Source organism: Streptomyces sp. NPDC030862, assembly GCF_055571835.1.
Genome location: NZ_JBVIEN010000015.1, coordinates 72,513 through 99,312, shown reverse-complemented (window position 1 = coordinate 99,312; position 26,800 = coordinate 72,513). Strand labels below are relative to the sequence as shown.

General features: G+C 71.4%; 21 protein-coding genes and 1 pseudogene. 4 read left to right on the top strand and 18 right to left on the bottom strand.

The window, feature by feature from the left end:
* Positions 1–395 precede the first annotated feature (395 nt).
* Together rarD and ACZ42X_RS31480 are read left to right on the top strand one after the other, a co-directional pair.
* A complete protein-coding gene (gene rarD / locus ACZ42X_RS31485; protein WP_468297284.1) occupies positions 396–1,349 on the top strand; it encodes an EamA family transporter RarD in 954 nt (317 codons plus the stop codon).
* Between the two features lie 469 nt (positions 1,350–1,818).
* The gene (locus ACZ42X_RS31480; RefSeq protein ID WP_468297273.1) at positions 1,819–3,135 is read left to right on the top strand and encodes a M28 family peptidase; all 1,317 of its coding nucleotides are present in this window, start codon (positions 1,819–1,821) and stop codon (positions 3,133–3,135) included.
* Between the two features lie 62 nt (positions 3,136–3,197).
* On the opposite strand, the gene ACZ42X_RS31475 is transcribed toward ACZ42X_RS31480, so the two are convergent.
* Positions 3,198–4,379 carry a LolA family protein gene (locus tag ACZ42X_RS31475; RefSeq protein WP_468297271.1) on the bottom strand — a complete coding sequence of 394 codons (1,182 nt, stop codon included), beginning with the start codon at positions 4,377–4,379 and terminating at the stop codon, positions 3,198–3,200.
* 135 nt (positions 4,380–4,514) lie between these two features.
* Positions 4,515–5,525, bottom strand: coding sequence for a polyprenyl synthetase family protein (locus tag ACZ42X_RS31470; RefSeq protein ID WP_468297268.1), 1,011 nt, complete (start codon positions 5,523–5,525; stop codon positions 4,515–4,517).
* A gap of 183 nt (positions 5,526–5,708) precedes the next feature.
* Between ACZ42X_RS31470 and ACZ42X_RS31465 the strand changes: the two genes are divergently transcribed.
* Together ACZ42X_RS31465 and fahA are read left to right on the top strand one after the other, a co-directional pair.
* On the top strand, positions 5,709–7,658 hold the full coding sequence (locus ACZ42X_RS31465; RefSeq protein WP_468297265.1) for a CocE/NonD family hydrolase: 1,950 nt from the start codon (positions 5,709–5,711) through the stop codon (positions 7,656–7,658).
* Between the two features lie 58 nt (positions 7,659–7,716).
* On the top strand, positions 7,717–8,955 hold the full coding sequence (gene fahA, locus ACZ42X_RS31460) for a fumarylacetoacetase (protein WP_468297262.1): 1,239 nt from the start codon (positions 7,717–7,719) through the stop codon (positions 8,953–8,955).
* A 63-nt stretch (positions 8,956–9,018) separates the two neighbouring features.
* On the opposite strand, the pseudogene ACZ42X_RS31455 reads toward fahA, so the two are convergent.
* From ACZ42X_RS31455 to ACZ42X_RS31380, 16 genes and pseudogenes are all read right to left on the bottom strand, one after another.
* Positions 9,019–9,654 (bottom strand): annotated as a pseudogene (locus tag ACZ42X_RS31455) (dioxygenase family protein); the annotation flags it as partial.
* Positions 9,655–9,699: 45 nt separating this feature from the next.
* Positions 9,700–10,668, bottom strand: a complete 969-nt coding sequence (locus ACZ42X_RS31450; RefSeq protein WP_468297259.1) for a helix-turn-helix transcriptional regulator — start codon at positions 10,666–10,668, stop codon at positions 9,700–9,702.
* A 133-nt stretch (positions 10,669–10,801) separates the two neighbouring features.
* Positions 10,802–12,457 carry an NADH-quinone oxidoreductase subunit NuoN gene (nuoN, locus tag ACZ42X_RS31445; protein ID WP_468297256.1) on the bottom strand — a complete coding sequence of 552 codons (1,656 nt, stop codon included), beginning with the start codon at positions 12,455–12,457 and terminating at the stop codon, positions 10,802–10,804.
* Positions 12,454–14,025: an NADH-quinone oxidoreductase subunit M gene (locus ACZ42X_RS31440; RefSeq protein WP_468297253.1), complete on the bottom strand. Its 1,572-nt coding sequence runs from the start codon at positions 14,023–14,025 to the stop codon at positions 12,454–12,456. Before ACZ42X_RS31440 ends, nuoN begins: the two co-directional genes overlap by 4 nt.
* A gap of 5 nt (positions 14,026–14,030) precedes the next feature.
* Positions 14,031–15,971 carry an NADH-quinone oxidoreductase subunit L gene (gene nuoL / locus ACZ42X_RS31435; protein ID WP_468297251.1) on the bottom strand — a complete coding sequence of 647 codons (1,941 nt, stop codon included), beginning with the start codon at positions 15,969–15,971 and terminating at the stop codon, positions 14,031–14,033.
* 10 nt (positions 15,972–15,981) lie between these two features.
* The gene (gene nuoK, locus ACZ42X_RS31430; RefSeq protein ID WP_064070011.1) at positions 15,982–16,281 is read right to left on the bottom strand and encodes an NADH-quinone oxidoreductase subunit NuoK; all 300 of its coding nucleotides are present in this window, start codon (positions 16,279–16,281) and stop codon (positions 15,982–15,984) included.
* Positions 16,278–17,126: an NADH-quinone oxidoreductase subunit J gene (locus tag ACZ42X_RS31425; protein WP_468297248.1), complete on the bottom strand. Its 849-nt coding sequence runs from the start codon at positions 17,124–17,126 to the stop codon at positions 16,278–16,280. Before ACZ42X_RS31425 ends, nuoK begins: the two co-directional genes overlap by 4 nt.
* A complete protein-coding gene (gene nuoI / locus ACZ42X_RS31420; RefSeq protein ID WP_468297246.1) occupies positions 17,123–17,749 on the bottom strand; it encodes an NADH-quinone oxidoreductase subunit NuoI in 627 nt (208 codons plus the stop codon). The genes ACZ42X_RS31425 and nuoI overlap by 4 nt, the downstream gene beginning before the upstream one ends.
* The gene (nuoH, locus tag ACZ42X_RS31415) at positions 17,742–19,100 is read right to left on the bottom strand and encodes an NADH-quinone oxidoreductase subunit NuoH (protein WP_468297243.1); all 1,359 of its coding nucleotides are present in this window, start codon (positions 19,098–19,100) and stop codon (positions 17,742–17,744) included. Before nuoH ends, nuoI begins: the two co-directional genes overlap by 8 nt.
* Positions 19,097–21,595 (bottom strand): NADH-quinone oxidoreductase subunit G, encoded by a 2,499-nt coding sequence (locus ACZ42X_RS31410; RefSeq protein WP_468297241.1) that lies wholly within the window; start codon positions 21,593–21,595, stop codon positions 19,097–19,099. The genes nuoH and ACZ42X_RS31410 overlap by 4 nt, the downstream gene beginning before the upstream one ends.
* Positions 21,592–22,935 (bottom strand): NADH-quinone oxidoreductase subunit NuoF, encoded by a 1,344-nt coding sequence (gene nuoF / locus ACZ42X_RS31405; RefSeq protein WP_468297239.1) that lies wholly within the window; start codon positions 22,933–22,935, stop codon positions 21,592–21,594. The genes ACZ42X_RS31410 and nuoF overlap by 4 nt, the downstream gene beginning before the upstream one ends.
* Complete coding sequence (gene nuoE, locus ACZ42X_RS31400) at positions 22,935–23,750, bottom strand: NADH-quinone oxidoreductase subunit NuoE (protein WP_468297236.1); 816 nt, start codon at positions 23,748–23,750, stop codon at positions 22,935–22,937. Before nuoE ends, nuoF begins: the two co-directional genes overlap by 1 nt.
* Before the next feature lie 26 nt (positions 23,751–23,776).
* Positions 23,777–25,108: an NADH-quinone oxidoreductase subunit D gene (locus tag ACZ42X_RS31395; RefSeq protein ID WP_468297234.1), complete on the bottom strand. Its 1,332-nt coding sequence runs from the start codon at positions 25,106–25,108 to the stop codon at positions 23,777–23,779.
* Positions 25,105–25,836, bottom strand: coding sequence for an NADH-quinone oxidoreductase subunit C (locus ACZ42X_RS31390; RefSeq protein ID WP_468297231.1), 732 nt, complete (start codon positions 25,834–25,836; stop codon positions 25,105–25,107). Before ACZ42X_RS31390 ends, ACZ42X_RS31395 begins: the two co-directional genes overlap by 4 nt.
* Positions 25,833–26,387: a NuoB/complex I 20 kDa subunit family protein gene (locus ACZ42X_RS31385; RefSeq protein ID WP_064070020.1), complete on the bottom strand. Its 555-nt coding sequence runs from the start codon at positions 26,385–26,387 to the stop codon at positions 25,833–25,835. The genes ACZ42X_RS31390 and ACZ42X_RS31385 overlap by 4 nt, the downstream gene beginning before the upstream one ends.
* Positions 26,388–26,430: 43 nt before the next feature.
* Positions 26,431–26,790 carry an NADH-quinone oxidoreductase subunit A gene (locus ACZ42X_RS31380; RefSeq protein ID WP_031077122.1) on the bottom strand — a complete coding sequence of 120 codons (360 nt, stop codon included), beginning with the start codon at positions 26,788–26,790 and terminating at the stop codon, positions 26,431–26,433.
* Positions 26,791–26,800: the final 10 nt, after the last annotated feature.

The window sequence follows — 26,800 nt, the reverse complement described above, 5'->3', positions numbered from 1 at the left end:
ACACACAAATGGCCGACCAGCTCGACACCGCCATCGAACACAAGGGCAAGGGCGACCTCGCCGCACTCCTGACCGGCGGCGACACCTGGACGGTCGTCGGATAGAGACAGCCGGGCACGGCCGTCGCCGTGCACGCAGGAAGGGGCGTCCTCCCGAGGGCGCCCCTTTTCCCTGCCCGCGTACGGGGCGGCCCCGCTGCGGCACCCGCCCGTACGTCATGACCGTATCCCGGTACGGACATGACAGGGCGGCCCGCCCGGCGCTACCTTTCTTCAGCAGGCCAGGCCAGGGCGTGGCAGGGCAGGGGCGGTCGGGACAGGAGGCGATCAGTGGCGGCGAAAAGCGGTGGCGGCGATCAGCGGGCGGGGCTCTTCTACGGGATCGCGGCCTACGGCATGTGGGGCCTGGTCCCCCTCTTCTGGCCCCTGCTGAAGCCCTCGGGCGCCATCGAGATCCTGGCCCACCGGATGGTGTGGTCGCTCGCCGTCGTCGGCATCGCCCTGCTCGCCCTGCGCCGCTGGGGCTGGATGCGCGAGCTGCTGAGGCAGCCGCGGAAGCTCGGCCTGATCGCGGTCGCCGCGGCCGTGATCACCGTCAACTGGGGCCTGTACATCTGGTCCGTGAACACGGGCCATGTGGTGGAGGCGTCCCTCGGTTACTTCATCAACCCGCTCGTCACGATCGCCATGGGCGTCCTGCTGCTCAAGGAGCGGCTGCGGCCGGCCCAGTGGGCGGCGGTCGGCACCGGCTTCGCGGCGGTGGTGGTCCTGACGTTCGGGTACGGGCGGCCGCCGTGGATCTCGCTGACGCTCGCCTTCTCGTTCGCCGTGTACGGCCTGGTGAAGAAGAAGGTCAACATCGGCGGCCTGGAGTCGCTGGCCGCGGAGACGGCGATCCAGTTCCTGCCGGCGATGGCGTACCTGGTGTGGCTCGGCTCCCAGGGCACGCTCACCTTCGGGGCGGAGGGCGCGGGGCACGCGGCGCTGCTCGCCGCGACGGGCGTGGTGACGGCCGCGCCGCTGGTCTGCTTCGGCGCGGCGGCGATACGGGTACCGCTGTCGATGCTGGGGCTGCTGCAGTACTTGGCGCCGGTGTTCCAGTTCCTGCTGGGGGTCGTGTACTTCCATGAGGCGATGCCGCCCGAGCGGTGGGCGGGCTTCTCGCTGGTGTGGCTGGCGCTGACGGTCCTGACGTGGGACGCGCTGCGGACATCGCGGCGTACACGGGCGGAGGCGCTGCGCCTGGCGAAGGCGAAGGCGGCGGAGGAGGCTGCAGAGGCGGCGGCCGGGGCGCGGCCGGAGGAGGCAGTGGCGGCGCGGGTGCCGGAGGACAGGGCGCCGCGGCTCTGAGTTCCCCCACCCGCCCCTTCCCCCACCGAGGGGCTCCGCCCCCAGCCCCCCGTCGGGCGGGGGCTGACGCCCCCCGGCCCCCGGCCCCCGCCGCGGCCGCCCTCGGCGGAATCGCCAGACCCGTGCGGCAGGACCAAAAGCCCACCCCTTAACGGGATTCGGCCGGTGTCCGGCATCCGGACAAGGCGTGCGGCGTAGCGGGGCGGTGCCGGGCCGCGTCGAGGTATCTCGGGGCGAAGGGTGAGCGGCACGCGGGGCAACCGGCGGAACCGCCCCGTAACCGATGGCGACGTGAAGCGTCCGGTCATCGAACACCTGTGTCCGGAACACGCTCTTGACGTCGAGTCAACGTCTCGCTGAACATTCAGCACGCACGCCGCACCAGAAGCTCCAGCGCCCCGCGCCACCACGGCCGCGGGGCGTCTCGCACGTTCCGTTCCATCCCCGTACGGAATCCCGGAGCCCCCACATGAAGCTCTCCAGAGGAACCGCCGCGTCCGCCGCGGCACTCGCCGTCGCCGGGCTGATAGCCACGGCGGCCCCCGCCACCTCCGCCCCGCCGACGGCCGCTGCCGCTGCCGCCGCCGCGCCCGACATACCCGTCGCCAACGTCAAGGCGCACCTCGCCCAGTTCCAGTCCATAGCCACCGCCAACGGCGGCAACCGCGCCCACGGCCGCCCCGGCTACAAGGCGTCGATCGACTACGTCAAGGGCAAGCTGGACGCCGCCGGGTTCACCACCACCGTCCAGCAGTTCACGTACAACGGCACCACCGGCTACAACCTCATCGCCGACTGGCCCGGCGGCGACGCCAACCAGGTCCTGATGGCCGGCGCCCACCTCGACTCCGTCTCCTCCGGCGCCGGAATCAACGACAACGGCTCCGGTTCCGCAGCCGTCCTGGAGGCCGCGCTCGCCGTCTCCCGCGCCCAGTACAAGCCCGCGAAGCACCTGCGCTTCGCCTGGTGGGGCGCGGAGGAACTGGGCCTCGTCGGTTCGAAGTACCACGTCAACAACATGCCGAGCACCGAGCGCGCCAAGATCGCGGGCTATCTCAACTTCGACATGATCGGGTCGCCGAACCCCGGCTACTTCGTCTACGACGACGACCCGACGATCGAGAAGACCTTCAAGGACTACTTCGCCGGGCTCGGCGTGCCCACCGAGATCGAGACCGAGGGCGACGGCCGTTCCGACCACGCCGCCTTCAAGAACGTCGGCATCCCGGTCGGCGGGCTGTTCACCGGCGCGAGCCGTACGAAGACGAGCGCGCAGGCGCAGAAGTGGGGCGGCACCGCCGGTCAGGCCTTCGACCGCTGCTACCACTCGTCCTGCGACACCACGGCGAACATCAACGACACGGCGCTCGACCGGAACAGCGACGCGCTGGCGCACGCCGTGTGGACGCTGTCCGCCGGGACGCCGCCGCCGCCGACCGGTGACACGTACGAGAACACCGCCGACGTCGCCATCCCGGACAACGGCCCGGCCGTGACCTCGACGGTCACCGTCTCCGGCCGCACCGGCAACGCCCCGGCCGCGCTGCGCGTCGGCGTCGACGTCGTCCACACCTGGCGCGGGGACGTGGTGCTCGACCTCGTCGCCCCGGACGGCACGGCATACCGTCTGAAGAACTCCAGCTCCTCGGACTCGGCGGACAACATCCAGACGACGTACACCGTCGACGCGTCGAGCGAGGCCGCGAACGGCGCCTGGAAGCTGCGGGCGCAGGACGTGGCGGCCCAGGACACCGGTTACATCAACGCCTTCCGGCTCACGTTCTGAAGCCGAAGGGGCCGTACGTGGGCGGCGGACCCGCCACCCACGTACGGCCCCGACGCGCGCGGCTACTTCTCGGCGTTGGCCACGGAGAGAAGCTTCTCCGGGGTGACGGCGCCCGCGTACAGCCGGCCGTCGTCCGTCAGCAGGGCGTTCACCAGCCGGGTCTTGAAGACGGTTCCGGTGCCGAACTTGCCCGAGACCTTGTCGCCCAGGGCGTCCAGGAAGGCACCCGCCTCCGCCGGCATCTCCTCGCGGCCCGCGGCTGCCTTGCCGTCCGCGGCCGCCTCGCCGCCCGGGGCGTTCAGTGAGGCGACGGTCGTCCAGCCCTCACCGATGACCTTGAGACCGCCCTCGAGGTCCGCGAGGCCCTCGAATCCCTTCGCGAGTTCCTCGGGCACCCTCTCCCCCGCCGGCTCCTGCGCCTCCTGCGGCGCCTCCGTCACCTTCGCGCCCTGCGGGAGCGCGAACGTCGAGGCCGCCGGCGTACCGAAGTCGACCTTCGTGAAGCCGACGTCGATCGCCGCCTTGCCGCCGTCGCTCGGCATGAGCGTGAACTTCAGCGGCACGCCCTTCTCCGCGTCCACCGCCACCCTGATCGAGCCGATCGTCGAGCCCGAGTCGCTCTGCTTCGGCTTGATGAGCAGCTGGTACGCGTCGCGCCCGGCGATCCGGGAGGTGCCGTCGACCGTCACCGAGGTCGTGTCGTCGACGGCCTTCAGCGCCTGGTCGGCGAGGTCCTTGGGGGTGGCCGGCACCTCGTGGTCGGGAGCCGTGCCGGAGCCCTGCTTGGCCTCCGAGGAGTGGACCGCCTCCTTCGACGCGCCGTCGTAGGCCCAGACGTCCTTCCCGTTGCGTATCAGGCTGTACTCGGCGGCGTCGTCCACGAAGGTCAGCCGCTGCTTGTCCGGGCCGTCGGCCGCCACCCTCAGGGTGTGCGTGCCCGAGGCGAGCTCCATGAGCTTCCCGCTCTCGTCACCGCCGGCGCCTCCCAGGGCGCCGAGCGACGGAAGCCCCAGGTCTGCGGTGACCTTCACCGTGCCGGACAGGCGCTGTACGTCCGAGGCGGCGATCTTCTCCACCAGTTGCTGTGCCGTGATCTCCGGCAGCTCGGGGTCCCCGGCCGCCGCGAGTGCCGGGACGAGCCCGATCGTCGCCGCCGCCACCCCCGCCACCGCGACCGGAACGGCGTACCGCGCCATGGTCCGGCGCCCCGCGCTCTCGTTCCGTGCGCTGTCGTTCGGTGCCATGTGTGCCTACCTCCGTGGTCAGCGATCCATCTGGATCCATCTGACCAAGGCGGCGCCCCGGAGGCGTCAGCCCCCGGGCTCAACTTCCGTACTGCTGAAGGATGACCCGGACCCTGAGAGCCCCGCGCACGGGCACTAGCCCGCCCGGTGCACCACCAGGTCGCACAGCTCCTCGAGCGCCGCCTTCGCGGTGCAGTCGGGCAGCGGCGCCAGCAGCGCCCGCGCCTCCTGCGCGTACCGGATGGTGTCCCGGCGCGCGAGCTCCAGCGCCGGGTGGACGCGCAGCCGGCGCAGGGCCTCCGCGTGCCGCTCGTCGTCCGTGAGGTCACTGTCCAGCAGCGCCACCAGCTCGTGGTCCGCCGCCTCGCCCGAGGCCGCCGCCATCGCGCGCAGGTGCAGCACCGGCAGCGTGGCGATGCCCTCGCGCAGGTCGGTGCCGGGCGTCTTGCCGGACTCGTGGGAGTCGGAGGCGATGTCCAGCAGGTCGTCGGCGAGCTGGAAGGCGACGCCGAGGCGCTCGCCGTACTGCGTGAGGATGTCGACGACCCGCTCGTCGGCGCCCGACATCATCGCGCCGAAGCGGCCCGAGACGGCGATCAGCGAGCCGGTCTTGCCGGCGATGACGTCGAGGTAGTGCTCGACGGGGTCGCGCCCGTCGCCCGGGCCGGCCGTTTCCAGGATCTGTCCGGTGACCAGGCGTTCGAAGGCCTCCGCCTGGATGCGTACGGCCTCCGGCCCGAGGTCCGCCAGGATGTGTGAGGCGCGTGCGAAGAGGAAGTCACCCGTGAGGACGGCCACCGAGTTGCCCCAGCGGGCGTTGGCGCTGGGCACCCCGCGCCGCACGTCGGCCTCGTCCATGACGTCGTCGTGGTAGAGCGTCGCCAGGTGCGTGAGCTCGACCACGACGGCCGAGGGGACGACCCCGGGGGCGTACGAGTCGCCGAACTGCGCGGCGAGCATCACGAGCAGCGGACGGAAGCGCTTGCCCCCGGCCCGCACCAGGTGCTGGGCGGCCTCCGTGATGAACGGCACGTCGCTCTTGCAGGCATCGAGGAGCCCGGCCTCGACCGCCGCCAATCCGGTCTGGACATCGGCTTCAAGAGCCTGGTCCCGCACGCTCAGCCCGAACGGCCCGACTGCGGTCACGAGGAGATCTCCTGTCTGCTGACGATCACACGGATTGTCGATGTGTCGCTGGATTCACTCAAGTCAGCGTATCCGGTCGCCTTTCGATCACCATGGGCGCCTTCCCGCCACCCCCGGTATGTTCGGGATGGGTAGATTTGCCAGCCAATATGCGCTTTTTTCGGAACTCCGTGAGGCCTCTCCATGCGCTTCCGCACCTCCTTCCCGTACGAGACGACCCACGAGGACGTCCGGATCGCGCTGCCGGACAGCACCCGCCTGTACGGCCGGATCTGGCGGCCGCTGACGGACGAACCGGTGCCCGCGCTGCTGGAGTACGCGCCGGACCGGCTGACCGACGCGACCGCCGCCCGCGACGCGCAGCGCCACCCCTGGTACGCGGGCCACGGCTACGCCTCGGTACGGGTGGACGCGCGCGGGTACGGCAACAGCGAGGGCGTGCCGAAGCTCACGCAGGACCTCGCGGACGCGGCCGAGGTCCTCAACTGGCTCGCGGACCGGCCGTGGTGCAGCGGCCGCGTCGGCATGATCGGCATCGGCCCCGGCGCGACCACCGCCCTCCGCCTCGCCGCACTCCCCTCACCCGCCGCGCTCCCCTCACCCGCCGCCACCCCGGCCTCCGGCCCGCTCGGCGCGGTGGTCGCCGTCTGCGCCGAGGACGACGCCCCGCAGAACACCCGGTACGACCACGGCCACGGCGCCCGGCTCGCCCGCGCCGCCTGCCCGCCGGACCCGCACTACGTCGGCGACCTGTGGCGCGCGATGTGGCTGGCCCGCCTGGAGGCGCTGGACCCGGCCGGCGAGCCCGGGCTCCCGCCGTACGAGCCGGAGGCCATCGCCGTGCCCGTCCTCGCCGTCGGCGGCCGGCACGCCCCGCACCGCGACACCGTGCTGCGGCTCGTGGAGCGCCTGCCGCGCGACCGGGTACGCGGCATCCTGGGGCCCTGGCCGCTCCAGTACCCGGACCAGGGCCTGCCGCCCGGGCCGGCGATCGGTTTCCTCCAGGAGACCCTGCGCTGGTGGGACCACCACCTCAAGGGCACCGCCAACGACGTCATGGCCGCGCCGCTCCTGCGCTCCTGGATCAGCTCCTCCCACCCGCCCGCGACCGCGCCGCCCGAGCTGCCGGGCCGCTGGGCGGGCGACGACGCCTGGCCGTCGCCGCGGGTCACACCGGTCGCGTACGCACTCCAGGGCCCGCCCGTCGCCGTCCGCTCGCCGCTCCACACCGGCCTGGACGCCGGACGGCCGGTTCCCCGCGGCGGTGACGCCGACCTGCCGCCCGACCAGCGCGCCGACGACGCCTGCTCGGCCTGCTTCGACTTCCCCGTACCGGAGGACGGCCCACCGGTCGAGATCCTCGGCCGCCCCCGGGTCACCCTGGCCGTGCGCCCACACGCCCCCGCCGAGCGCGCGCAGGTGATCGCCCGGCTCTGCGACGTGGCGCCCGGCGGCGCTTCCACCCTCATCGCGCGCGGCGCCTCCGCCACCGGGCCGGGCGGTGAGTACGTCTTCGACCTGGGCCCCGCCGCCCACGCCTTCGCGCCCGGGCACCGCGTACGGCTCGCGGTCTCGTCCGCGTACTGGCCCTGGGTCCGGCCGCACCCGGAGGCCGGGGGCTTCACGCTCGACCCGGCCGGCAGCGCTCTCGAACTCCCCCTCCGCACGCCCGCGAGCGACGACGGCGTGGCCTTCGAGCCGCCGGAACAGGCCGAGCAGCTCGGCGTCCGCCACCCCGCCACCCTCGACGACGCGCAGCGCCCCGCGCTGCTGCTGGTCCGGGACGTCGCCCGGGGCGAGTGGCGCCTGGAGGCGAACGCCCCCTGCGGTGACGGCGCCGGCGCCGGCGGTACGCGCGTCCACCCCGACGGCCTCGAATTCGGCGAGAACGCCGTGGAGACCTACACCGTCACCGACGGCGACCCGCTCTCCGCCCGCAGCCGCGCCGAGCGGACGTTCCGCTTCCACCGCCCGGACCCGGACCAGCTGTGGAACGTCACCGTCGAGACCCGCTCCGAGACCGCCTACGAGGCCGGCCACGTCGTCACCACCGACGAGGTCGTCTGCGCCCAGGGCCCGGAAGTCCTCTTCCACCGCACCTGGGTCAGACGCAAGGGCCCTACGGCCGGATGATCACCGCGGCACCGTCGTAACGTGTCCCCCACACACGTGGAAAGCGAGGCAAGCACCGATGCCCGAGCAGTCCGAGCAGCACAGCCCGCTCGACCTGGCCGAAGGCGACCCCTTCGGCCCGCACAACCTCCCGTACGGCGTCTTCAGCACCGCCGACGAGCCCGCCCGCCGCCGGCTCGGCGTCCGCATCGGCGACCACGTCCTGGACGCGGGCGCGGCGGCCCTGGCGCTGGGCTCGCCGTACGCGGCGCTGCTCGCGCAGCCCAGCCTGAACCCGCTGCTGGCCGCGGGCCGCACCGCCTGGCGCGATGTCCGCCGGGCCCTGACCGCCTGGGTCACCGTGCCGGCCCACCGCGCCGACATCGAACCCCTGCTGCACCCCCTGGCCGACGTCACGCTCCACCTGCCGTACGAGGTCGCGGACTACGTCGACTTCTACGCCTCCGAGCACCACGCCACCAACGTGGGCCGGATGTTCCGCCCGGACGGCGAGCCGCTCACGCCCAACTGGAAGCACCTGCCGATCGGTTACCACGGCCGCTCCGGCACGGTCGTGGTCTCCGGCACCGAGATCACGCGGCCCTCCGGCCAGCGCAAGGCGCCCGCCGATCCGGCGCCGGTCTTCGGGCCGTCCGTGAAGCTGGACATCGAGGCCGAGGTCGGCTTCCTCGTCGGTACGCCGTCCGGGCTGGGCGAGCCGGTCGCGCTCGGCGACTTCCGCGACCACGTCTTCGGGCTGACGCTCCTCAACGACTGGTCGGCGCGCGACATCCAGGCGTGGGAGTACGTGCCGCTGGGCCCCTTCCTCGGCAAGTCCTTCGCCACCTCCGTGTCCGCCTGGGTCACGCCGCTGGAGGCGCTGGACGCCGCCCGCGTCGCGCCGCCCGCGCGGGACTTCCCGGTCCTGCCGTACCTGGACGACAGCGCGGAGGAGGAGCCGGGCGGCTTCGAGCTGCACATCACGGTGCGGATCAACGGGGAGGTCGTCGCCGAGCCGCCGTTCGCCACGATGTACTGGACGGCCGCCCAGCAGCTGGCCCACATGACCGTGAACGGCGCCTCGCTCCGTACGGGCGACCTGTACGGCTCCGGCACGGTCAGCGGCCCCGAGGTCCATCAGCGGGGCTCGCTTCTGGAGCTCACCTGGAACGGGCAGGAGCCGATCGAACTGTCCGCCGGCAAGCGCACGTTCCTGGAGGACGGCGACGAGGTCACGCTCACCGCGTGGGCGCCCGGCCCGGACGGGGTGAAGGTCGCGCTGGGCGAGGTGACGGGCCGGATCACGCCCGCCCGCTAGACACATCCGGGCCCTGCCCGGCCCGAGCAAGGCAGGGCAGGGCCCGGAGGCCGGCTGCGCCTAGGGCACGTTGACGACGAAGTCGAACGCCGCCTCGCGTGCGCCCCCGGTGCCGCGCACCGTCATGAGCAGACGCGGATCGAAGAGCGGGTCGGTGTTGTTGCGCGGCTCGCCCGGGAAGTACAGCTGCGTGGTGAGCACGGGCCGCCCGGGCGCCTGCACCTTGACGTGGAGGTGCCGGGTCCGGCCCGGGTAGAGGCCCGGCACGATGGTGGTGAGCGTGAACGCGCCCTGCGCGTTGGTGAACTGGTGGCCCCGGAAGCGGAAACCGGTGTTGTCGTACGCGCCGTTGACGTCGGCCTGCCAGAAGTCCAGCAGGACGCCGCCGAGGGGCCGGCAGGAGAGGCCGAAGACGTACCCGGTGAGGCTGAGGCGTACGCCGGGGGTGGTCGGTCCCACCAGGGACGTGCGGCGGGGGGAGTTGGGCTTGAAGTACGGGCCCTCCATCTGCGGCGGGGTCGGGTCGTCGCCGTCGTCGCAGGTGGGTGTCGGTTCGAGTGCGGCCGTCGGGTCCGCGGAGGCCGTCATGGTGCGGGCCAGGGCCGGTACGCCCATCAGCGCCGCGGGTGCGGCGATGCCGGCGGTGACCGCGGCGCGCAGCACCGCTTTGCGGCTGGGGCGCCCGGGGATCTCTGCCATGCCTGCTCCTCCTCGTGGGGGGCGGTCGTGGGATCGGCACCGAACTTATGCGGGCCGCCCGGGCGGGGCGATGGACTCGATCCGGTGGTCGTGGTGAATATCGCCGCCGCGCCGGAAGTCACCCGGACTCACGCCCGTCTCGCGTCGGAAGAAGCGGCAGAAGTACGCCGGGTCCGCCATGCCGACGCGCAGCGCCACCTGGCGCACCGTCAGGTCGGTACGGGCCAGCAGCCGCTTGGCCTCGTGTGTACGGGCCTCGCGGAGGAGCTGCCCGGGGGTCCGGCCCGTGGCGGCCTTGACGGCCTCCGCGAGGTAGCCGGAGGTCACCCCGATGCGGCGGGCGCAGGCGTGCACCGACCACAGGTCCGGGTCGGTGGCGCCCGCGATGAGCCGCGTGAACTCCCCGGCCACCGCTCGGGCGCGGTCGCCCCCGGGGGCCTCGGCCGCGGCCCCAGGCGCGGCTCCGGCCGCCGGGCCGTCCAGCCGGGCGGCCCGTACGACGAGGACGTGGAGCAGCGCCCGCAGCACGGTCTCGAAGCCGTCGGCGCCCCGGCGGTACTCGTCGTCGAGGTCGGCCACCAGGCGGGACGTCCAGGCGTGGGCGTGGTCGCCCAGCGTCAGCCAGGGGCGCTCGCTCAGGCGTCGCAGGAGGTCCCGGTCGCCGGGGTGGTCGAGCAGGAAGTGCTCGGTGAACAGGATGAGGGAGCCGGCCAGGCCGGTCACGTCCTGCCAGTGGTGCACCTGGCCCGGCGTGATGACGCACAGGTGTGGCGGGCGCAGCTCCCAGCGGGCGAGGTCGACGACGTGGGCGCCGGTTCCGGCGGTGACGTGGACGATCTCGTAGAAGGTGTGCCGGTGCGGGAAGGACGCCCGGGACATCGGTCCGATCGTGTCGAAGGTGCCGACGGCGAACGGCATCACATTGGGCATCGGCACGTCCAGGCGGTGCAGGGGCAGCGCCCCGGATGGCTGGGTGAGCTCCTTCGCCCCGGGTAACACGGTGGTTCCGCGCATCACCGACCTCCGTTTGGTCCAGACCAATCGTCGTGTCGGCACCACGATGGCACGGCGGCGCACCACGCGGAAGAGCGGCCGGCCGGGCGCCCACGCACCCTGCCGACCGCTCTCCAGCAGCCCGCGACCGTCGCTACCGGACGAAGACCCCCGCCTGTCCGGCCAGGTCGAGGAAGTACTGCGGCGCGACGCCCAGCACCAGCGTGACGGCGACGCCCACGGCGATCGTCGTCATCGTCAGCGGCGACGGCACGGCCACCGTCGGCCCCTCCGGCTTCGGTTCGCTGAAGAACATCAGCACGATGACCCGGATGTAGAAGAACGCGGCGATGGCCGACGAGATCACGCCGACGACCACCAGCGCTCCGGCGCCGCCTTCCGCCGCCGCCTTGAAGACGGCGAACTTGCCGGTGAAGCCCGACGTCAGCGGGATGCCGGCGAAGGCCAGCAGGAACACCGCGAAGACCGCCGCCACAAGCGGCGAACGCCGCCCGAGCCCCGCCCACTTCGACAGGTGCGTCGCCTCGCCGCCCGCGTCCCGCACCAGCGTGACGACGGCGAAGGCGCCGATCGTCACGAAGGAGTACGCCCCCAGGTAGAACAGCACCGAGGAGACGCCGTCGGGGGTGGCCGCGATGACACCCGCCAGGATGAACCCGGCGTGCGCGATGGACGAGTAGGCGAGCAGCCGCTTGATGTCGGTCTGGGTGATGGCGATGACCGCGCCGGCCAGCATGGTGACGATGGCGACGCCCCACATGACCGGCCGCCAGTCCCAGGTGAGCCCCGGCAGCACCACGTACAGCACGCGCAGCAGGGCGCCGAACGCCGCCACCTTCGTCGCGGCGGCCATGAAGCCGGTGACCGGCGTCGGCGCGCCCTGGTAGACGTCCGGCGTCCACATGTGGAACGGCACCGCGCCCACCTTGAACAGCAGCCCCATCAGCAGCATGGCGGTACCGATGAGCAGCAGGACGTCGTTGCCCATGGTGTCGGCGAGCGCCGGGGTGACGGCCGTGACCGAGCCGTCGACGACGTCGGCGATACGGGCGTACGAGACCGAGCCCGCGTACCCGTACAGCAGCGCGACGCCGAACAGCAGGAACGCCGACGAGAAGGCGCCCAGCAGGAAGTACTTCACCGCCGCCTCCTGCGACATCAGCCGCTTGCGGCGGGCGACGGCGCAGAGCAGGTACAGCGGGAGGGAGAAGACCTCCAGCGCGATGAAGAGCGTCAGCAGGTCGTTGGCCGCCGGGAAGACGAGCATGCCGCCGACCGCGAAGAGCATCAGCGGGAAGACCTCGGTGGTCGTGTGCCCGGCCTTGACGGCGGCCTTCTCGTGCTCACCGCCGGGTACGGCGGCGGCCTCGGCCGCGAACGAGTCGACCCGGTGCCCGTGGTGGGCGGGGTCGAGCCGGCGCTCGGCGAAGGTGAACACCGCGACGAGCGAGGCCAGCAGGATGGTGCCCTGCAGGAAGAGCGCGGGCCCGTCGACCGCGATGGCGCCCATCGCGGCGATGCCCGCCTTGGTGGAGCCGTAGCCGCCGGCGGCGAGGCCGACCACCGCAGCGAAGGCGGCGGCCAGCGCGACGATGGTCAGGAAGACCTGCGCGTAGTAGCGGGCCCGGCGCGGGACGAACGCCTCCAGGAGGATGCCCAGCACGGCGGCGCCCACCACGATCAGCGTGGGTGCCAGCTGGGTGTACTCGATGGTCGGCGCCCCGATCTTGTCGACGGCTGCCGGTTCGGCCGCCGTCGTCCACAGGCTGTGGACAGCGTTCGCGTTCACTTGGCCGCCTCCACCTCGGGCCGGGGGTCCTTCTGCTGTACGTCCGACATGGTGTGCCGCACCGCCGGATCGACGATCTCGGTCACCGGCTTCGGGTAGACCCCGAGGAGCAGCAGCAGCGCGATCAGCGGCGCGACCACCACCAGCTCACGGGCCTTGAGGTCGGGCATGGCCCGCACCTCCTCCTTCACCGGGCCGGTCATCGTCCGCTGGTAGAGCACCAGCGTGTAGAGCGCGGCGAGCACGATGCCGAAGGTCGCGATGACGCCCGCGACCGGATAGCGGGCGAACGTGCCCACCAGAACGAGGAATTCGGAGACGAACGGGGCGAGGCCGGGCAGCGACAGCGTGGCCAGACCGCCGATCAGGAACGTCCCGGCGAGCACCGGCGCGACCTTCTGCACCCCGCCGTAGTCGGCGATGAGCCGCGAGCCGCGCCGCGAGATGAGGAACCCGGCCACCAGCATCAGCGCGGCCGTCGAGATCCCGTGGTTGACCATGTAGAGCGTCGCCCCGGACTGGCCCTGGCTCGTCATGGCGAAGATGCCCATGATGATGAAGCCGAAGTGGGAGATCGACGCGTACGCCACCAGCCGCTTGATGTCCCGCTGGCCGACGGCCAGCAGCGCCCCGTACACGATGCTGACCAGCGCCAGCACGATGATCGCGGGCGTGGCCCACTTCGACGCCTCCGGGAAGAGCTGGAGGCAGAAGCGGAGCATCGCGAAGGTGCCGACCTTGTCCACGACCGCCGTGATGAGCACGGCGACCGGGGCGGTGGCCTCCCCCATGGCGTTGGGCAGCCAGGTGTGCAGCGGCCACAGCGGCGCCTTCACCGCGAAGGCGAAGAAGAAGCCCAGGAACAGCAGCCGCTCGGTGGTGGCCGCCATCTCCAGCTCGCCGCTCGCCCTGGCCTCGGCGATCTCCGTGAGGGAGAAGTTCCCGGCGACGACGTACAGCCCGATGACGGCGGCGAGCATGATGAGCCCGCCGACCAGGTTGTAGAGCAGGAACTTCACCGCGGCGTACGACCGCTGGGCGGCGGCGTTCTCGTCGCTGCCCGCGTGGGCCCGGTCCCCGAAGCCGCCGATGAGGAAGTACATCGGGATGAGCATGGCTTCGAAGAGGATGTAGAAGAGGAAGACGTCGGTGGCCTCGAAGGAGAGGATCACCATCGCCTCGACGGCCAGGATCAGGGCGAAGAAGCCCTGCGTCGGCCGCCACCTCTTCGACTGCGTCTCCAGGGGGTCGGCGTCGTGCCAGCCGGCGAGGATGATGAACGGGATCAGCAGCGCGGTGAGCGCGATGAGCGCCACCCCGATGCCGTCCACGCCCAGTTCGTACCGCACCCCGAAGTCCTTGATCCAGGTGTGCGACTCGGTGAGCTGGTAGCGGTCGCCGCCGGGCTCGAAGCGGACCGCGACGTACGCGGCGAGCACGAGCGTGGCGAGCGAGACGAGCAGCGCCAGCCACTTGGCGGCCGTGCGGCGCGCGGCGGGGACGGCGGCGGTGAGGATCGCGCCGACGGCCGGGACGGCCGCCGTCACCGTCAGGAGGGGGAACGACATCAGGGTCACACTCCCCTCATCAGCAGGGTCGCGGCGATCAGCACCGCCGTACCTCCGAACATCGAGACCGCGTAGGAGCGGGCGAAGCCGTTCTGCAGCAGGCGCAGCCGGCCGGACAGGCCGCCGAACGAGGCGGCGGTGCCGTTGACCACCCCGTCGACCAGGGTGTGGTCGACGTAGACCAGGGAGCGGGTGAGGTGCTCGCCGCCGCGCACCAGGACGACGTGGTTGAAGTCGTCCTGGAGCAGGTCGCGACGGGCGGCGCGGGTGAGCAGCGAGCCGCGCGGGGCGACGACCGGCACGGGCCGGCGGCCGTACTGCGCGTACGCGAGGGAGACACCGATCAGCAGCACGACGACCGTGGAGGCGGTCACCGCGCCCGCGCTGATCGGCGGGTGGCCGTGCTCGAACTCGGTCACCGGCTTCAGCCAGTTGACGAACGCGCTGTTGAGCGAGAAGAGCGCGCCCGCGAAGACCGAACCGAAGGCCAGCAGGATCATCGGGATCGTCATGGACTTCGGCGACTCGTGCGGGTGCGGCATCTCGCCCGGGTGGACGTCGACGCCCGGCTCCACGCTGGGCGCGGTGTCCGGGTCGGGGGCGGGCTGCCAGCGCTTCTCGCCGAAGAACGTCATGAGCATCACGCGGGTCATGTAGTACGCGGTGATGCCCGCGCCCAGCAGCGCGACGCCGCCGAGGATCCAGCCCTCCGTGCCGCCCTTGGCGAAGGCCGCCTCGATGATCTTGTCCTTGGACCAGAAGCCGGAGAGCCCCGGGAAGCCGATGATCGCGAGGTAGCCGAGGCCGAAGGTGACGAAGGTGACCGGCATGTACTTTCGCAGGCCGCCGTACTTCCGCATGTCGACCTCGTCGTTCATGCCGTGCATGACCGAGCCGGCGCCGAGGAACAGCCCGGCCTTGAAGAAGCCGTGCGTCACCAGGTGCATGATCGCGAAGGCGTAACCGATGGGGCCGAGACCGGCGGCCAGGATCATGTAGCCGATCTGCGACATCGTGGAGCCGGCCAGCGCCTTCTTGATGTCGTCCTTGGCGCAACCGACGATCGCACCGAAGAGGAGCGTGACCGCGCCGACGACCGTGACCGCCAGCTGCGCGTCCGGGGCGGCGTTGAAGATCGCGCCCGAGCGGGTGATGAGGTAGACGCCGGCGGTCACCATGGTGGCCGCGTGGATCAGGGCCGAGACCGGGGTCGGGCCCTCCATCGCGTCCCCGAGCCAGGACTGCAGCGGCACCTGTGCCGACTTGCCGCACGCGGCGAGCAGCAGCATCAGCCCGATGGCCGTGAGCATGCCTTCCGAGGTCTCACCGGTCGAGGAGAGCACGGGCCCGAAGGTGAAGGTCCCGAAGGTGGTGAACATCAGCATGATGGCGATGGACAGGCCCATGTCGCCGACCCGGTTGACCAGGAAGGCCTTCTTCGCCGCCGTCGCCGCGCTCGGCTTGTGCTGCCAGAAGCCGATGAGCAGGTACGAGGCGAGGCCGACGCCCTCCCAGCCGAAGTACAGCAGCAGGTAGTTGTCGGCGAGGACCAGCAGCAGCATCGCCGCGAGGAACAGGTTCAGATAGCCGAAGAAGCGGCGCCTGCGCTCGTCGTGGGCCATGTACCCGATCGAGTACACGTGGATGAGCGTGCCCACGCCGGTGATGAGGAGGACGAACGTCATCGACAGTTGGTCCAGCTGGAAGGCGATGTCCGCCCGGAAGCTCTCCACCGGCACCCAGCTGAACAGGTGCTGGTGCAGGGCGCGTTCCTCCGCGCCCCTGCCGAGCATGTCGAAGAAGAGCACCGCGCCGATGGCGAAGGAGGCGGCCGCGAGCAGGGTGCCGAGCCAGTGCCCGGCCCTGTCCAGCCGGCGGCCGCCGCACAACAGGACGGCCGCTCCCAGCAGAGGCGCCGCGACGAGCAGCGCGATCAGATTCTCCACTTTCAGCCCCTCACAGCTTCATCAGGCTGGCGTCGTCGACCGAGGCCGAGTGGCGGGAACGGAACAGCGACACGATGATCGCGAGGCCGACCACGACCTCCGCGGCGGCGACGACCATCGTGAAGAAGGCGATGATCTGGCCGTCGAGGTTGCCGTGCATCCGGGAGAAGGCGACGAGCGCGAGATTGCAGGCGTTGAGCATGAGCTCCACGCACATGAAGACCACGATCGCGTTCCGCCGGATCAGCACCCCGGCCGCGCCGATGGTGAACAACAGGGCGGCCAGGTACAGGTAGTTGACCGGATTCACTGCGCGTTCTCCTCCTCGCGGTCCTGGGGCCGGGACGCCTGCGGCTCCGACGGCCCCCGCCCCAGACGCTCCTCGGCGCGCTGCTCCAGCGCCTTGAGGTCCTCCAGGGCCTCGCGGGACACGTCGCGGATCTGGCCGCGGGCCCGCAGCGTCTGGCTGACGGTGAGGTCGGACGGCGTGCCGTCGGGCAGCAGCCCGGGGATGTCCACAGCGTTGTGCCGGGCGTAGACACCGGGCGCGGGCAGCGGCGGCAGTTGCTTGCCCTCGCGTACGCGCTGCTCCGCCAGCTCCCGCTGGGTGCGGGCGGGCTCCGTGCGCTCCCGGTGCGTCAGCACCATCGCGCCGACTGCGGCCGTGATGAGGAGCGCTCCGGTGATCTCGAAGGCGAAGACGTACTTGCTGAAGATGAGCGCGGCGAGGCCCTCCACGTTGCCGCCGGCGTTCGCCGTGCCGAGGCCGTCGAAGGTGTTCAGCGAGGCGCTGCCGATACCGGCGATGAGGAGGATGCCGAAGCCGAGCCCACAGGCGGCGGCCCACCAGCGCTGGCCCCTGATCGTCTCCTTGAGGGAGTCGGCGGCAGTGACGCCGACCAGCATGACGACGAAGAGGAACAGCATCATGATCGCGCCGGTGTAGACGACGATCTGGACGACGCCCAGGAAGTACGCCCCGTTGGCGAGGTAGAAGACCGCCAGGATGATCATGGTTCCGGCGAGGCACAGCGCGCTGTGCACGGCCTTCTTCATCAGGATGGTGCACAGCGCGCCGAGGACGGCGATGACGCCGAGCACCCAGAACTGCACGGCCTCGCCGGTCGAGGTCAGGGAGGCTGCAAGGCTGTTCATGCCCCGATCACCTTCTTCGAGGCGGGCTCTTCCTCGCCGAAGTCCGAAGCGGCCTCCTGAGGCTTCTCATCGCCCTTGCTGACGGCGGCCTGCTGGACCGTGCCCGGCGCGGCCTCGGTCACCAGGCCCCGGTAGTAGTCCTGCTCCGTCATGCCGGGGTGGATGGCGTGGGGGGTGTCCACCATGCCCTCCTCCAGGCCCGCGAGGAGCTGCTCCTTGGTGAAGATGAGGTTCGCCCGGGTGGAGTCGGCCAGCTCGAACTCGTTCGTCATCGTCAGCGCCCGGGTCGGGCACGCCTCGATGCACAGGCCGCACAGGATGCAGCGGGCGTAGTTGATCTGGTAGACGCGGCCGTACCGCTCGCCCGGGGAGTAGCGCTCCTCGTCGGTGTTGTCCGCGCCCTCGACGTAGATGGCGTCCGCCGGGCAGGCCCAGGCGCACAGCTCGCAGCCGACGCACTTCTCCAGGCCGTCCGGGTGGCGGTTGAGCTGGTGCCGGCCGTGGAAGCGCGGTGCTGTCGTCTTCTTCTGCTCCGGGTACTGCTCGGTCAGCCGCTTCTTGAACATGGCCTTGAAGGTCACGCCGAAGCCGGCGACCGGATTCTGGAAGTTACTGTCAGACACCGTCGGCCTCCTTTCCGTCACTTGTAGTGTCCGGCCCACCACTGACAATCAGCGCCCGGTCACCCCGGGGCCGTCGGCGCGGCACCGGCGGCAGGGTCTGCCCGGGCAGCGGCGGTACGGGGAAACCGCCGGCCATCGGGTCGAACTCGGCGGGCGGCTCGGCGGTCCGCTCCGCCCCCTTCGCCTTCTTGTCGCGGAAGACGTCGGCCACGAAGGAGATCAGCAGCACCGCGATCACCGCGCCCGCCACGTACAGCACGATCTGCTGGAACTCGTAGTTCTCGTTGCGCAGCGCGCGCACGGTCGCGACGAGCATCAGCCAGACGACCGAGACGGGGATGAGGACCTTCCAGCCGAGCTTCATCAGCTGGTCGTAGCGGACGCGCGGCAGCGTGCCGCGCAGCCAGATGAAGAAGAACAGCAGCAGCTGCACCTTGACGACGAACCAGAGCATCGGCCACCAGCCGTGGTTCGCGCCCTCCCAGAAGGTGGAGACCGGCCACGGGGCCCGCCAGCCGCCCAGGAAGAGCGTCACGGACACCGCCGAGACCGTCACCATGTTCACGTACTCGGCGAGCATGAACATCGCGAACTTGATGGAGCTGTACTCGGTGTTGAAGCCGCCGACCAGGTCGCCCTCGGACTCCGGCATGTCGAACGGGGCGCGGTTGGTCTCCCCGACCATCGTGACGATGTAGATGAGGAAGGAGACCGGCAGCAGGACGATGTACCAGCGGTCCGCCTGCGCCTCGACGATCGCCGAGGTCGACATCGACCCCGAGTAGAGGAAGACGGACGCGAAGGCGGCGCCCATCGCGATCTCGTAGCTGATCATCTGCGCGCAGGAGCGCAGCCCGCCGAGGAGCGGGTACGTCGAGCCCGACGACCAGCCGGCCAGCACGATGCCGTAGATGCCGACGGAGGCGACGGCGAGGATGTAGAGCATCGCGATCGGCAGGTCGGTCAGCTGCATCGTGGTGCGCTGCCCGAAGATCGAGATCTCGTTGCCGGCCGGGCCGAAGGGGATCACGGCGATCGCCATGAAGGCCGGGATGGCGGCGACGATCGGCGCGAGCACGTACACGACCTTGTCGGCCCGCTTGACGATCACGTCCTCCTTCAGCATCAGCTTGACGCCGTCCGCGAGGGACTGGAGGAGGCCCCAGGGGCCGTGCCGGTTCGGCCCGATGCGCAGCTGCATCCAGGCGACGACCTTGCGCTCCCACACGATGGAGAACAGCACGGTGATCATCAGGAAGGCGAAGCAGAAGACCGCCTTGATGACGACCAGCCACCAGGGGTCGCGGCCGAACATGGACAGGTCTTCCGCCGCCAGCGTGTACGGGATCATGCCTCCACCTCCGTGCGCTCCGCGGAGATCGGGGTCGCGGCGCCGATGCGGACCAGGTCACCCGGGCCGGCGCCCAGGGCCGACAGGGCGCCGCCGGGGGTCGAGTTGAGCGGGAGCCAGACCACGCGGTCGGGCATCGGCGTCACCCGCAGCGGCAGCGCGACCGAGCCGGAAGGGCCCGTCACCGCCAGCAGGTCGCCGTCCTTGACGCCGGTCTCCGCCGCCGTGGCCGCCGAGAGGCGGGCGAGGGAGGCGTGGCGCGTACCCGCCAGGGCCTCGTCGCCCTGCTGGAGGACGCCGAGGTCCAGCAGCATCCGGTGACCCGCCAGCACGGCCTCGCCCGCGCCCGCGAGGGGCAGCGGGCGGCCGGACGCCACCGGGTCGGAGGCGCGCGTACCGTCCCAGGCGCCGAGCCGGTCCAGCTCGCGGCGTACGGCCTTCACGTCCGGCAGCGCGAAATGCACGTCCAGCGTGTCGGCCAGCATGTGCAGCACGCGTGCGTCGGCCGGGGCGAGCGTCCGGGTCATGTGCTCCGGCTTCAGCGCGGCCTCGAACATCCGGACCCGACCCTCCCAGTTGAGGAAGGTGCCGGACTTCTCGGCGACCGCGGCCACCGGGAGGACGACGTCCGCGCGCTCCGTGACCTCGCTCGGCCGCAGCTCCAGCGACACGACGAACGCCGCGTCGAGCGCCTCCCGGGCGCGTGCCGGGTCCGGCAGGTCCGCGACCTCGACGCCCCCGACGAGCAGGGCACCCAGCTCGCCGGTGGCGGCGGCCTCCACGATCTGGCCGGTGTCGCGCCCGTAACGGTGCGGCAGTTCCCGGACGCCCCAGGCGGTGGCGACCTCCTCCCGCGCGCGCGGGTCGGTGGCGGGGCGCCCGCCCGGCAGCAGCGAGGGAAGCGCACCCGCCCACAGGGCGCCGCGCTCCCCGGCCCGGCGCGGGATCCACACCAGCTCCGCGCCGGTCGCCGTCGCGGCCCGTACGGCGGCGGTCAGCGCGCCCGGCACCGCGGCCAGCCGCTCGCCGACGACGAGCACCGCGCCGGGCTGCCGCAGCGCCTCGGCGGCGACGGTCCCGTCGGCGTCCAGCCCCGTGCCCAGGGCCAGCGCGTCGAGCCACTCGGTCTCGGTCCCGGGCGCGGCCGGCAGCAGCGTGCCGCCCGCCTTCTCCAGGCCCCGGGTCGCGTGCGACGCGAGCGCGAAGGTCCGCTGGCCGCGCTTGCGCCAGGCCTTGCGCAGCCGCAGGAAGACGCCCGGAGCCTCCTCCTCCGCCTCCAGCCCGGCCAGCAGCACCGCCGGGGCCTTCTCCAGCGAGGTGTACGTGATCCCGTGCCCGTCCAGGTCCTTGCCGCGTCCGGCGACCCGTGCGGCGAGGAAGTCGGCCTCCTCACTGCTGTGGACACGCGCCCGGAAGTCGACGTCGTTGGTGTCGAGGGCGACGCGCGCGAACTTGGCGTACGCGTACGCGTCCTCGACCGTCAGCCGCCCGCCCGCCAGGACACCGGTGCGCCCCCGGACGAGCCCGCGCGCGGCCGCCTCCAGGGCCTCCGGCCAGGAGGCGGGCTCCAGCCGACCCGTCTCGGAGCTGCGTACCAGCGGCGTCGTCAGCCGGTCGCGCTGCTGCGCGTACCGGAACGCGAACCGCCCCTTGTCGCACAGCCACTCCTCGTTGACCTCCGGGTCGTTGGCGGCGAGCCGCCGCATGACCTTGCCGCGCCGGTGGTCGGTGCGCGTGGCGCAGCCGCCCGCGCAGTGCTCGCAGACCGACGGGCTGGAGACCAGGTCGAAGGGGCGGGAGCGGAACCGGTACGCCGCCGAGGTCAGCGCGCCGACCGGGCAGATCTGGATGGTGTTCCCGGAGAAGTACGACTCGAACGGGTCGCCCTCCCCCGTCCCGACCTGCTGCAGCGCGCCGCGCTCGATCAGCTCGATCATCGGGTCGCCCGCCACCTGGTTGGAGAAGCGGGTGCAGCGCGCGCACAGCACGCACCGCTCGCGGTCGAGCAGCACCTGCGTGGAGATCGGCACGGGCTTGGCGTACGTCCGCTTCCGTCCTTCGAAGCGGGAGTCGGCCTGGCCGTGCGACATGGCCTGGTTCTGCAGTGGGCACTCGCCGCCCTTGTCGCAGACCGGGCAGTCCAGTGGGTGGTTGATGAGCAGCAGCTCCATCACGCCCACCTGCGCCTTCTCGGCGACCGGCGAGGTCAGCTGCGTCTTGACGACCATGCCGTCGGTGCAGGTGATGGTGCAGGAGGCCATCGGCTTGCGCTGGCCCTCGACCTCGACGATGCACTGGCGGCAGGCGCCGGCCGGGTCGAGGAGGGGGTGGTCGCAGAACCGGGGGATCTCGATGCCGAGCTGCTCGGCGGCCCGGATCACCAGCGTCCCCTTGGGGACGGAGATCTCGACCCCGTCGATCGTCAGCGAGACGAGGTCCTCCGGCGGGACGGCAGCCGCGCCGCCCCCGGCGGGGTTGGACGCCATGACGGTCATGCCGTCACCTCCACGTGGTTGTCCGCCCAGGCGGTCGACTTGGCCGGGTCGAAGGGGCAGCCCTTGCCCGTGATGTGCTGCTCGTACTCGTCGCGGAAGTACTTCAGCGAGGAGAAGATCGGCGAGGCGGCGCCGTCGCCGAGGGCGCAGAACGACTTGCCGTTGATGTTGTCGGCGATGTCGGCGAGCTTGTCGAGGTCGCTCATGGCGCCCTTGCCCGCCTCGATGTCGCGGAGCAACTGCACCAGCCAGTACGTTCCCTCGCGGCACGGGGTGCACTTGCCGCACGACTCGTGGGCGTAGAACTCGGTCCACCGGGTCACGGCCCGCACCACGCACGTCGTCTCGTCGAAGCACTGCAGCGCCTTGGTGCCGAGCATCGAGCCGGCGGCGCCCACGCCCTCGTAGTCGAGCGGCACGTCGAGGTGCTCGTCGGTGAACATCGGCGTGGACGAGCCGCCGGGCGTCCAGAACTTCAGCCGGTGGCCGGGGCGCATGCCGCCGCCCATGTCGAGCAGCTGGCGCAGCGTGACGCCGAGCGGCGCCTCGTACTGGCCCGGCGAGGCGACGTGGCCGCTGAGCGAGTACAGCGTGAAGCCCGGGGACTTGTCGCTGCCCATCGACTTGAACCAGTCCTTGCCCCGGTTCAGGATCGCGGGAACCGACGCGATGGACTCGACGTTGTTCACCACAGTGGGGCACGCGTAGAGACCGGCGACCGCGGGGAAGGGGGGACGCAGCCGGGGCTGGCCACGACGGCCTTCGAGCGAGTCGAGCAGCGCGGTCTCCTCACCGCAGATGTACGCGCCCGCGCCCGCGTGCACGGTGAGTTCGAGGTCGAGTCCGCTGCCGAGGATGTTCGTGCCGAGGTAGCCCGCCGCGTACGCCTCCCGCACGGCCTCGTGCAGCCGGCGCAGGACGGGGACGACCTCGCCGCGCAGGTAGACGAAGGCGTGGTTCGACCGGATCGCGTAACAGGCGATCACGATCCCCTCGATGAGGGAATGCGGGTTCGCGAAGAGGAGCGGGATGTCCTTGCAGGTCCCGGGCTCCGATTCGTCGGCGTTGACAACAAGATAGTGCGGCTTGCCGTCGCCCTGCGGGATGAACTGCCACTTCATGCCGGTGGGGAAGCCCGCGCCGCCCCGGCCGCGCAGGCCGGAGTCCTTGACGTACGCGATGACGTCGTCGGGCGACATGGCGAGGGCCTTGCGCAGCCCCTCGTACCCGTCGTGCCGCTTGTACGTCTCCAGCGTCCAGGAGTGCGGATCGTCCCAGAACGCCGACAGGACCGGCGACAGCAGCTTCTCGGGGCTGGTCATCTCGGTTGCCAACGTCATCACTCCCCCTCCTCGGTGACCGGGCCGGACGGGTGCTGCGGGTCGGAGGCCGAGGTCGGCTGCGGCGCGTCATGCGAGCTGAGGTGCCCGGAGCCGGGCGCCGGCTCGTCCTGCGGGGCCTCGCCGCGCGGGTGGACCACGCGCGCGCCGGGTGCGGCCTCGCCCTTGGCGAGCCGGAGCCCGACGAGCGAGGCGGGGCCCGCGCCGCCCGTCGCCTCGACCGCGCCGGGGCGCTCGTCCGGGAAGCCGGCCAGGATGCGGGCGGTCTCCTTGTACGTGCACAGGGGCGCGCCGCGGGTCGGGGTGACCGGGCGGCCGGCGCGCAGGTCGTCGACGAGCCGCTTGGCGGTCTCGGGTGTCTGGTTGTCGAAGAACTCCCAGTTGACCATCACCACGGGGGCGAAGTCGCAGGCGGCGTTGCACTCGATGTGTTCGAGGGTGACCTTGCCGTCCGGGGTCGTCTCGTCGTTGCCGACGCCGAGGTGCTGCTTCAGCTCGTCGAAGATGGCGTCGCCGCCCATGACGGCGCACAGGGTGTTGGTGCACACCCCGACCTGGTAGTCCCCGGAGGGCTTGCGCCGGTACATGGTGTAGAAGGTGGCGACGGCGGTGACCTCGGCGGTGGTCAGGCCCAGGGTCTCCGCGCAGAACCTCATGCCGGTGCGCGAGACGTAGCCCTCCTCCGCCTGCACCAGGTGCAGCAGCGGCAGCAGCGCGGAGCGGCTGTCGGGGTAGCGGGCGACGATCTCCTTGGCGTCCGCGTCCAGCCGGGCCCGCACCTCGGCGGGGTAGTCCGGGGCGGGGAGCTGCGGCATCCCCAAACCGACCTGTTGATTAGCGGTCACCGGTCGACGCCTCCCATCACGGGGTCGATGGACGCGACGGCGACGATGACGTCGGCGACCATGCCGCCCTCGCACATCGCCGCCATGGCCTGCAGGTTGGTGAACGACGGGTCGCGGAAGTGGACCCGGTAGGGGCGGGTGCCGCCGTCGGAGACGACGTGCGCGCCGAGCTCGCCCTTGGGCGACTCGACCGCGGTGTACGCCTGTCCGGGCGGGACCCGGAAGCCCTCGGTCACCAGCTTGAAGTGGTGGATCAGGGCCTCCATGGAGGTGCCCATGATCTTCTTGATGTGGTCCAGCGAGTTACCGAGGCCGTCCGGGCCAAGGGCGAGCTGCGCGGGCCAGGCGATCTTCTTGTCGGCGACCATCACCGGACCGGGCTCCAGCCGGTCGAGGCACTGCTCGACGATCCGCAGCGACTGGCGCATCTCCTCCAGCCGGATGAGGAAGCGGCCGTACGCGTCGCAGGTGTCGGCGGTCGGGACGTCGAACTCGTACGTCTCGTAGCCGCAGTACGGGTCGGTCTTGCGCAGGTCGTGCGGGAGGCCGGCGGAGCGCAGGATCGGGCCGGTGACGCCGAGGGCCATGCAGCCGGCCAGGTCGAGGTAGCCGATGTCCTGCATGCGGGCCTTGAAGACGGGGTTGCCGGTGGCGAGCTTGTCGTACTCCGGCAGGTTCCGCTTCATGGTCTTCACGAACTCGCGGAGCTGGTCGACGGCGCCGGGCGGCAGGTCCTGGGCGAGGCCGCCGGGCCGGATGAACGCGTGGTTCATGCGCAGGCCGGTGATCAGCTCGTACAGGTCCAGGATCAGCTCGCGGTCCCGGAAGCCGTAGATCATGATCGTGGTGGCGCCGAGCTCCATGCCGCCGGTGGCGATGCACACCAGGTGGGAGGAGAGGCGGTTGAGCTCCATCAGCAGCACGCGGATGACGGAGGCGCGGTCGGGGATCTGGTCCTCGATGCCGAGCAGCTTCTCCACGCTCAGGCAGTACGCCGCCTCGTTGAAGAACGGCGTCAGGTAGTCCATGCGCGTGACGAACGTGGTGCCCTGCGTCCAGGTCCGGAACTCGAGGTTCTTCTCGATGCCGGTGTGGAGGTAGCCGATGCCGCAGCGGGCTTCGGTGACGGTCTCGCCGTCGAGCTCCAGGATGAGCCGGAGCACGCCGTGCGTGGACGGGTGCTGGGGGCCCATGTTGACGACGATCCGCTCGTCGTCGGCCTTGACCGCGGACTCGGCGACCTCGTCCCAGTCGCCGCCGGTGACCGTGTAGACGGTCCCCTCGGTGGTCTCGCGGCTTTCCGCGTGGGGAGCGTGTGGGGTGGTCACGAGTACGACCTCCGCTGGTCCGGAGCCGGGATCTGGGCGCCCTTGTACTCGACGGGAATGCCGCCGAGGGGGTAGTCCTTGCGCTGCGGGAAGCCCTGCCAGTCGTCCGGCATCATGATCCGGGTCAGGGCGGGGTGGCCGTCGAAGATCAGGCCGAAGAAGTCGTACGCCTCGCGCTCGTGCCAGTCGTTGGTCGGGTAGACCTCGACGAGCGAGGGGACGTGCGGGTCCGCGTCCGGCGCCGACACCTCCAGCCGGACGAGCCGGCCGTGGGTGAGCGAGCGCAGGTGGTAGACGGCGTGCAGCTCGCGGCCCTTGTCGCCGGGGTAGTGGACGCCGCTGACGCCCGTACAGAGCTCGAAGCGCAGGGCGGGGTCGTCGCGCAGGGTGCGGGCGACGCGGACCAGGTGCTCGCGGGCGATGTGGAAGGTGAGCTCGCCGCGGTCGACGACCGTCTTCTCGATGGCGTTCTCGGGGACGAGCCCCTGTTCCTCCAGGGCGCCTTCGAGCTCGTCGGCGACCTCGTCGAAGTACCCGCCGTAGGGGCGGGTGGCCTCGCCGGGCAGGCGGATGGAGCGGACGAGGCCGCCGTAGCCGGAGGTGTCGCCGCCGTTGTTCGCGCCGAACATGCCGCGCTGGACGCGGATCTCCTCACCGCCCTGGCCCCGCTGGCCGGGGAGGTTCTGCGCGCTGAGTTCCTGATCCGGATTGGGCTGTGACTCGCTCACCTCAGCAGGCCCTTCATCTCGATCGTCGGCAGCGCCTTCAGCGCCGCCTCCTCCGCCTCACGGGCCGCTTCCCGCGCGTTGACGCCGAGCTTGGAGCCCTGGATCTTCTGGTGGAGCTTGAGGATCGCGTCCATCAGCATCTCCGGACGCGGCGGGCAGCCCGGCAAATAGATGTCAACGGGAACAATGTGGTCAACGCCCTGCACAATCGCGTAGTTGTTGAACATTCCGCCCGACGATGCGCACACCCCCATGGAGATCACCCACTTCGGGTTGGGCATCTGGTCGTAGACCTGGCGCAGGACGGGCGCCATCTTCTGGCTCACCCGGCCGGCCACGATCATCAGGTCGGCCTGGCGCGGTGAGCCGCGGAAGACCTCCATGCCGAAACGCGCCAGGTCGTACCGCCCGGCGCCGGTCGTCATCATCTCGATGGCGCAGCAGGCGAGACCGAAGGTCGCGGGGAAGACGGACGCCTTGCGCACCCAGCCCGCGGCCTGTTCGACCGTCGTCAGCAGAAAACCGCTCGGCAGCTTCTCTTCGAGTCCCATGTCGGTGCCCCTCAGCCCCTTAAGTCCTCTTGCCTCTTGGTCCTCAGTCCCAGTCCAGGCCGCCGCGCCGCCATACGTACGCGTAGGCGACGAAGACGGTGAGCACGAAGAGCAGCATCTCCACGAGCCCGAACAGCCCGAGTGCGTCGAAGCTGACGGCCCAGGGGTAGAGGAAGACGATCTCGATGTCGAAGACGATGAAGAGCATCGCCGTCAGGTAGTACTTGATGGGGAAGCGGCCGCCACCGGCTGGTGTCGGCGTCGGCTCGATACCGCACTCGTACGCCTCAAGCTTCGCCCTGTTGTACCGCTTTGGGCCGATAAGCGTGGCCATGACCACGGAGAAGATCGCAAACCCTGCCCCGAGGGCGCCGAGCACGAGGATGGGCGCGTAGGCATTCACGCTCCTCGCT

Coding starts and splice junctions, on each gene's coding strand:
- rarD (WP_468297284.1), top strand. CDS start 396: ATGTGGGGCCTGGTCCCCCTCTTCTGGCCCCTGCTGAAGCCCTCGGGC.
- ACZ42X_RS31480 (WP_468297273.1), top strand. CDS start 1,819: ATGAAGCTCTCCAGAGGAACCGCCGCGTCCGCCGCGGCACTCGCCGTC.
- ACZ42X_RS31475 (WP_468297271.1), bottom strand. CDS start 4,379: ATGGCACCGAACGACAGCGCACGGAACGAGAGCGCGGGGCGCCGGACC.
- ACZ42X_RS31465 (WP_468297265.1), top strand. CDS start 5,709: ATGCGCTTCCGCACCTCCTTCCCGTACGAGACGACCCACGAGGACGTC.
- fahA (WP_468297262.1), top strand. CDS start 7,717: ATGCCCGAGCAGTCCGAGCAGCACAGCCCGCTCGACCTGGCCGAAGGC.
- ACZ42X_RS31450 (WP_468297259.1), bottom strand. CDS start 10,668: ATGCGCGGAACCACCGTGTTACCCGGGGCGAAGGAGCTCACCCAGCCA.
- ACZ42X_RS31440 (WP_468297253.1), bottom strand. CDS start 14,025: ATGTCGTTCCCCCTCCTGACGGTGACGGCGGCCGTCCCGGCCGTCGGC.
- ACZ42X_RS31425 (WP_468297248.1), bottom strand. CDS start 17,126: ATGAACAGCCTTGCAGCCTCCCTGACCTCGACCGGCGAGGCCGTGCAG.
- nuoH (WP_468297243.1), bottom strand. CDS start 19,100: ATGATCCCGTACACGCTGGCGGCGGAAGACCTGTCCATGTTCGGCCGC.
- ACZ42X_RS31410 (WP_468297241.1), bottom strand. CDS start 21,595: ATGACCGTCATGGCGTCCAACCCCGCCGGGGGCGGCGCGGCTGCCGTC.
- nuoF (WP_468297239.1), bottom strand. CDS start 22,935: ATGACGTTGGCAACCGAGATGACCAGCCCCGAGAAGCTGCTGTCGCCG.
- nuoE (WP_468297236.1), bottom strand. CDS start 23,750: ATGCCGCAGCTCCCCGCCCCGGACTACCCCGCCGAGGTGCGGGCCCGG.
- ACZ42X_RS31385 (WP_064070020.1), bottom strand. CDS start 26,387: ATGGGACTCGAAGAGAAGCTGCCGAGCGGTTTTCTGCTGACGACGGTC.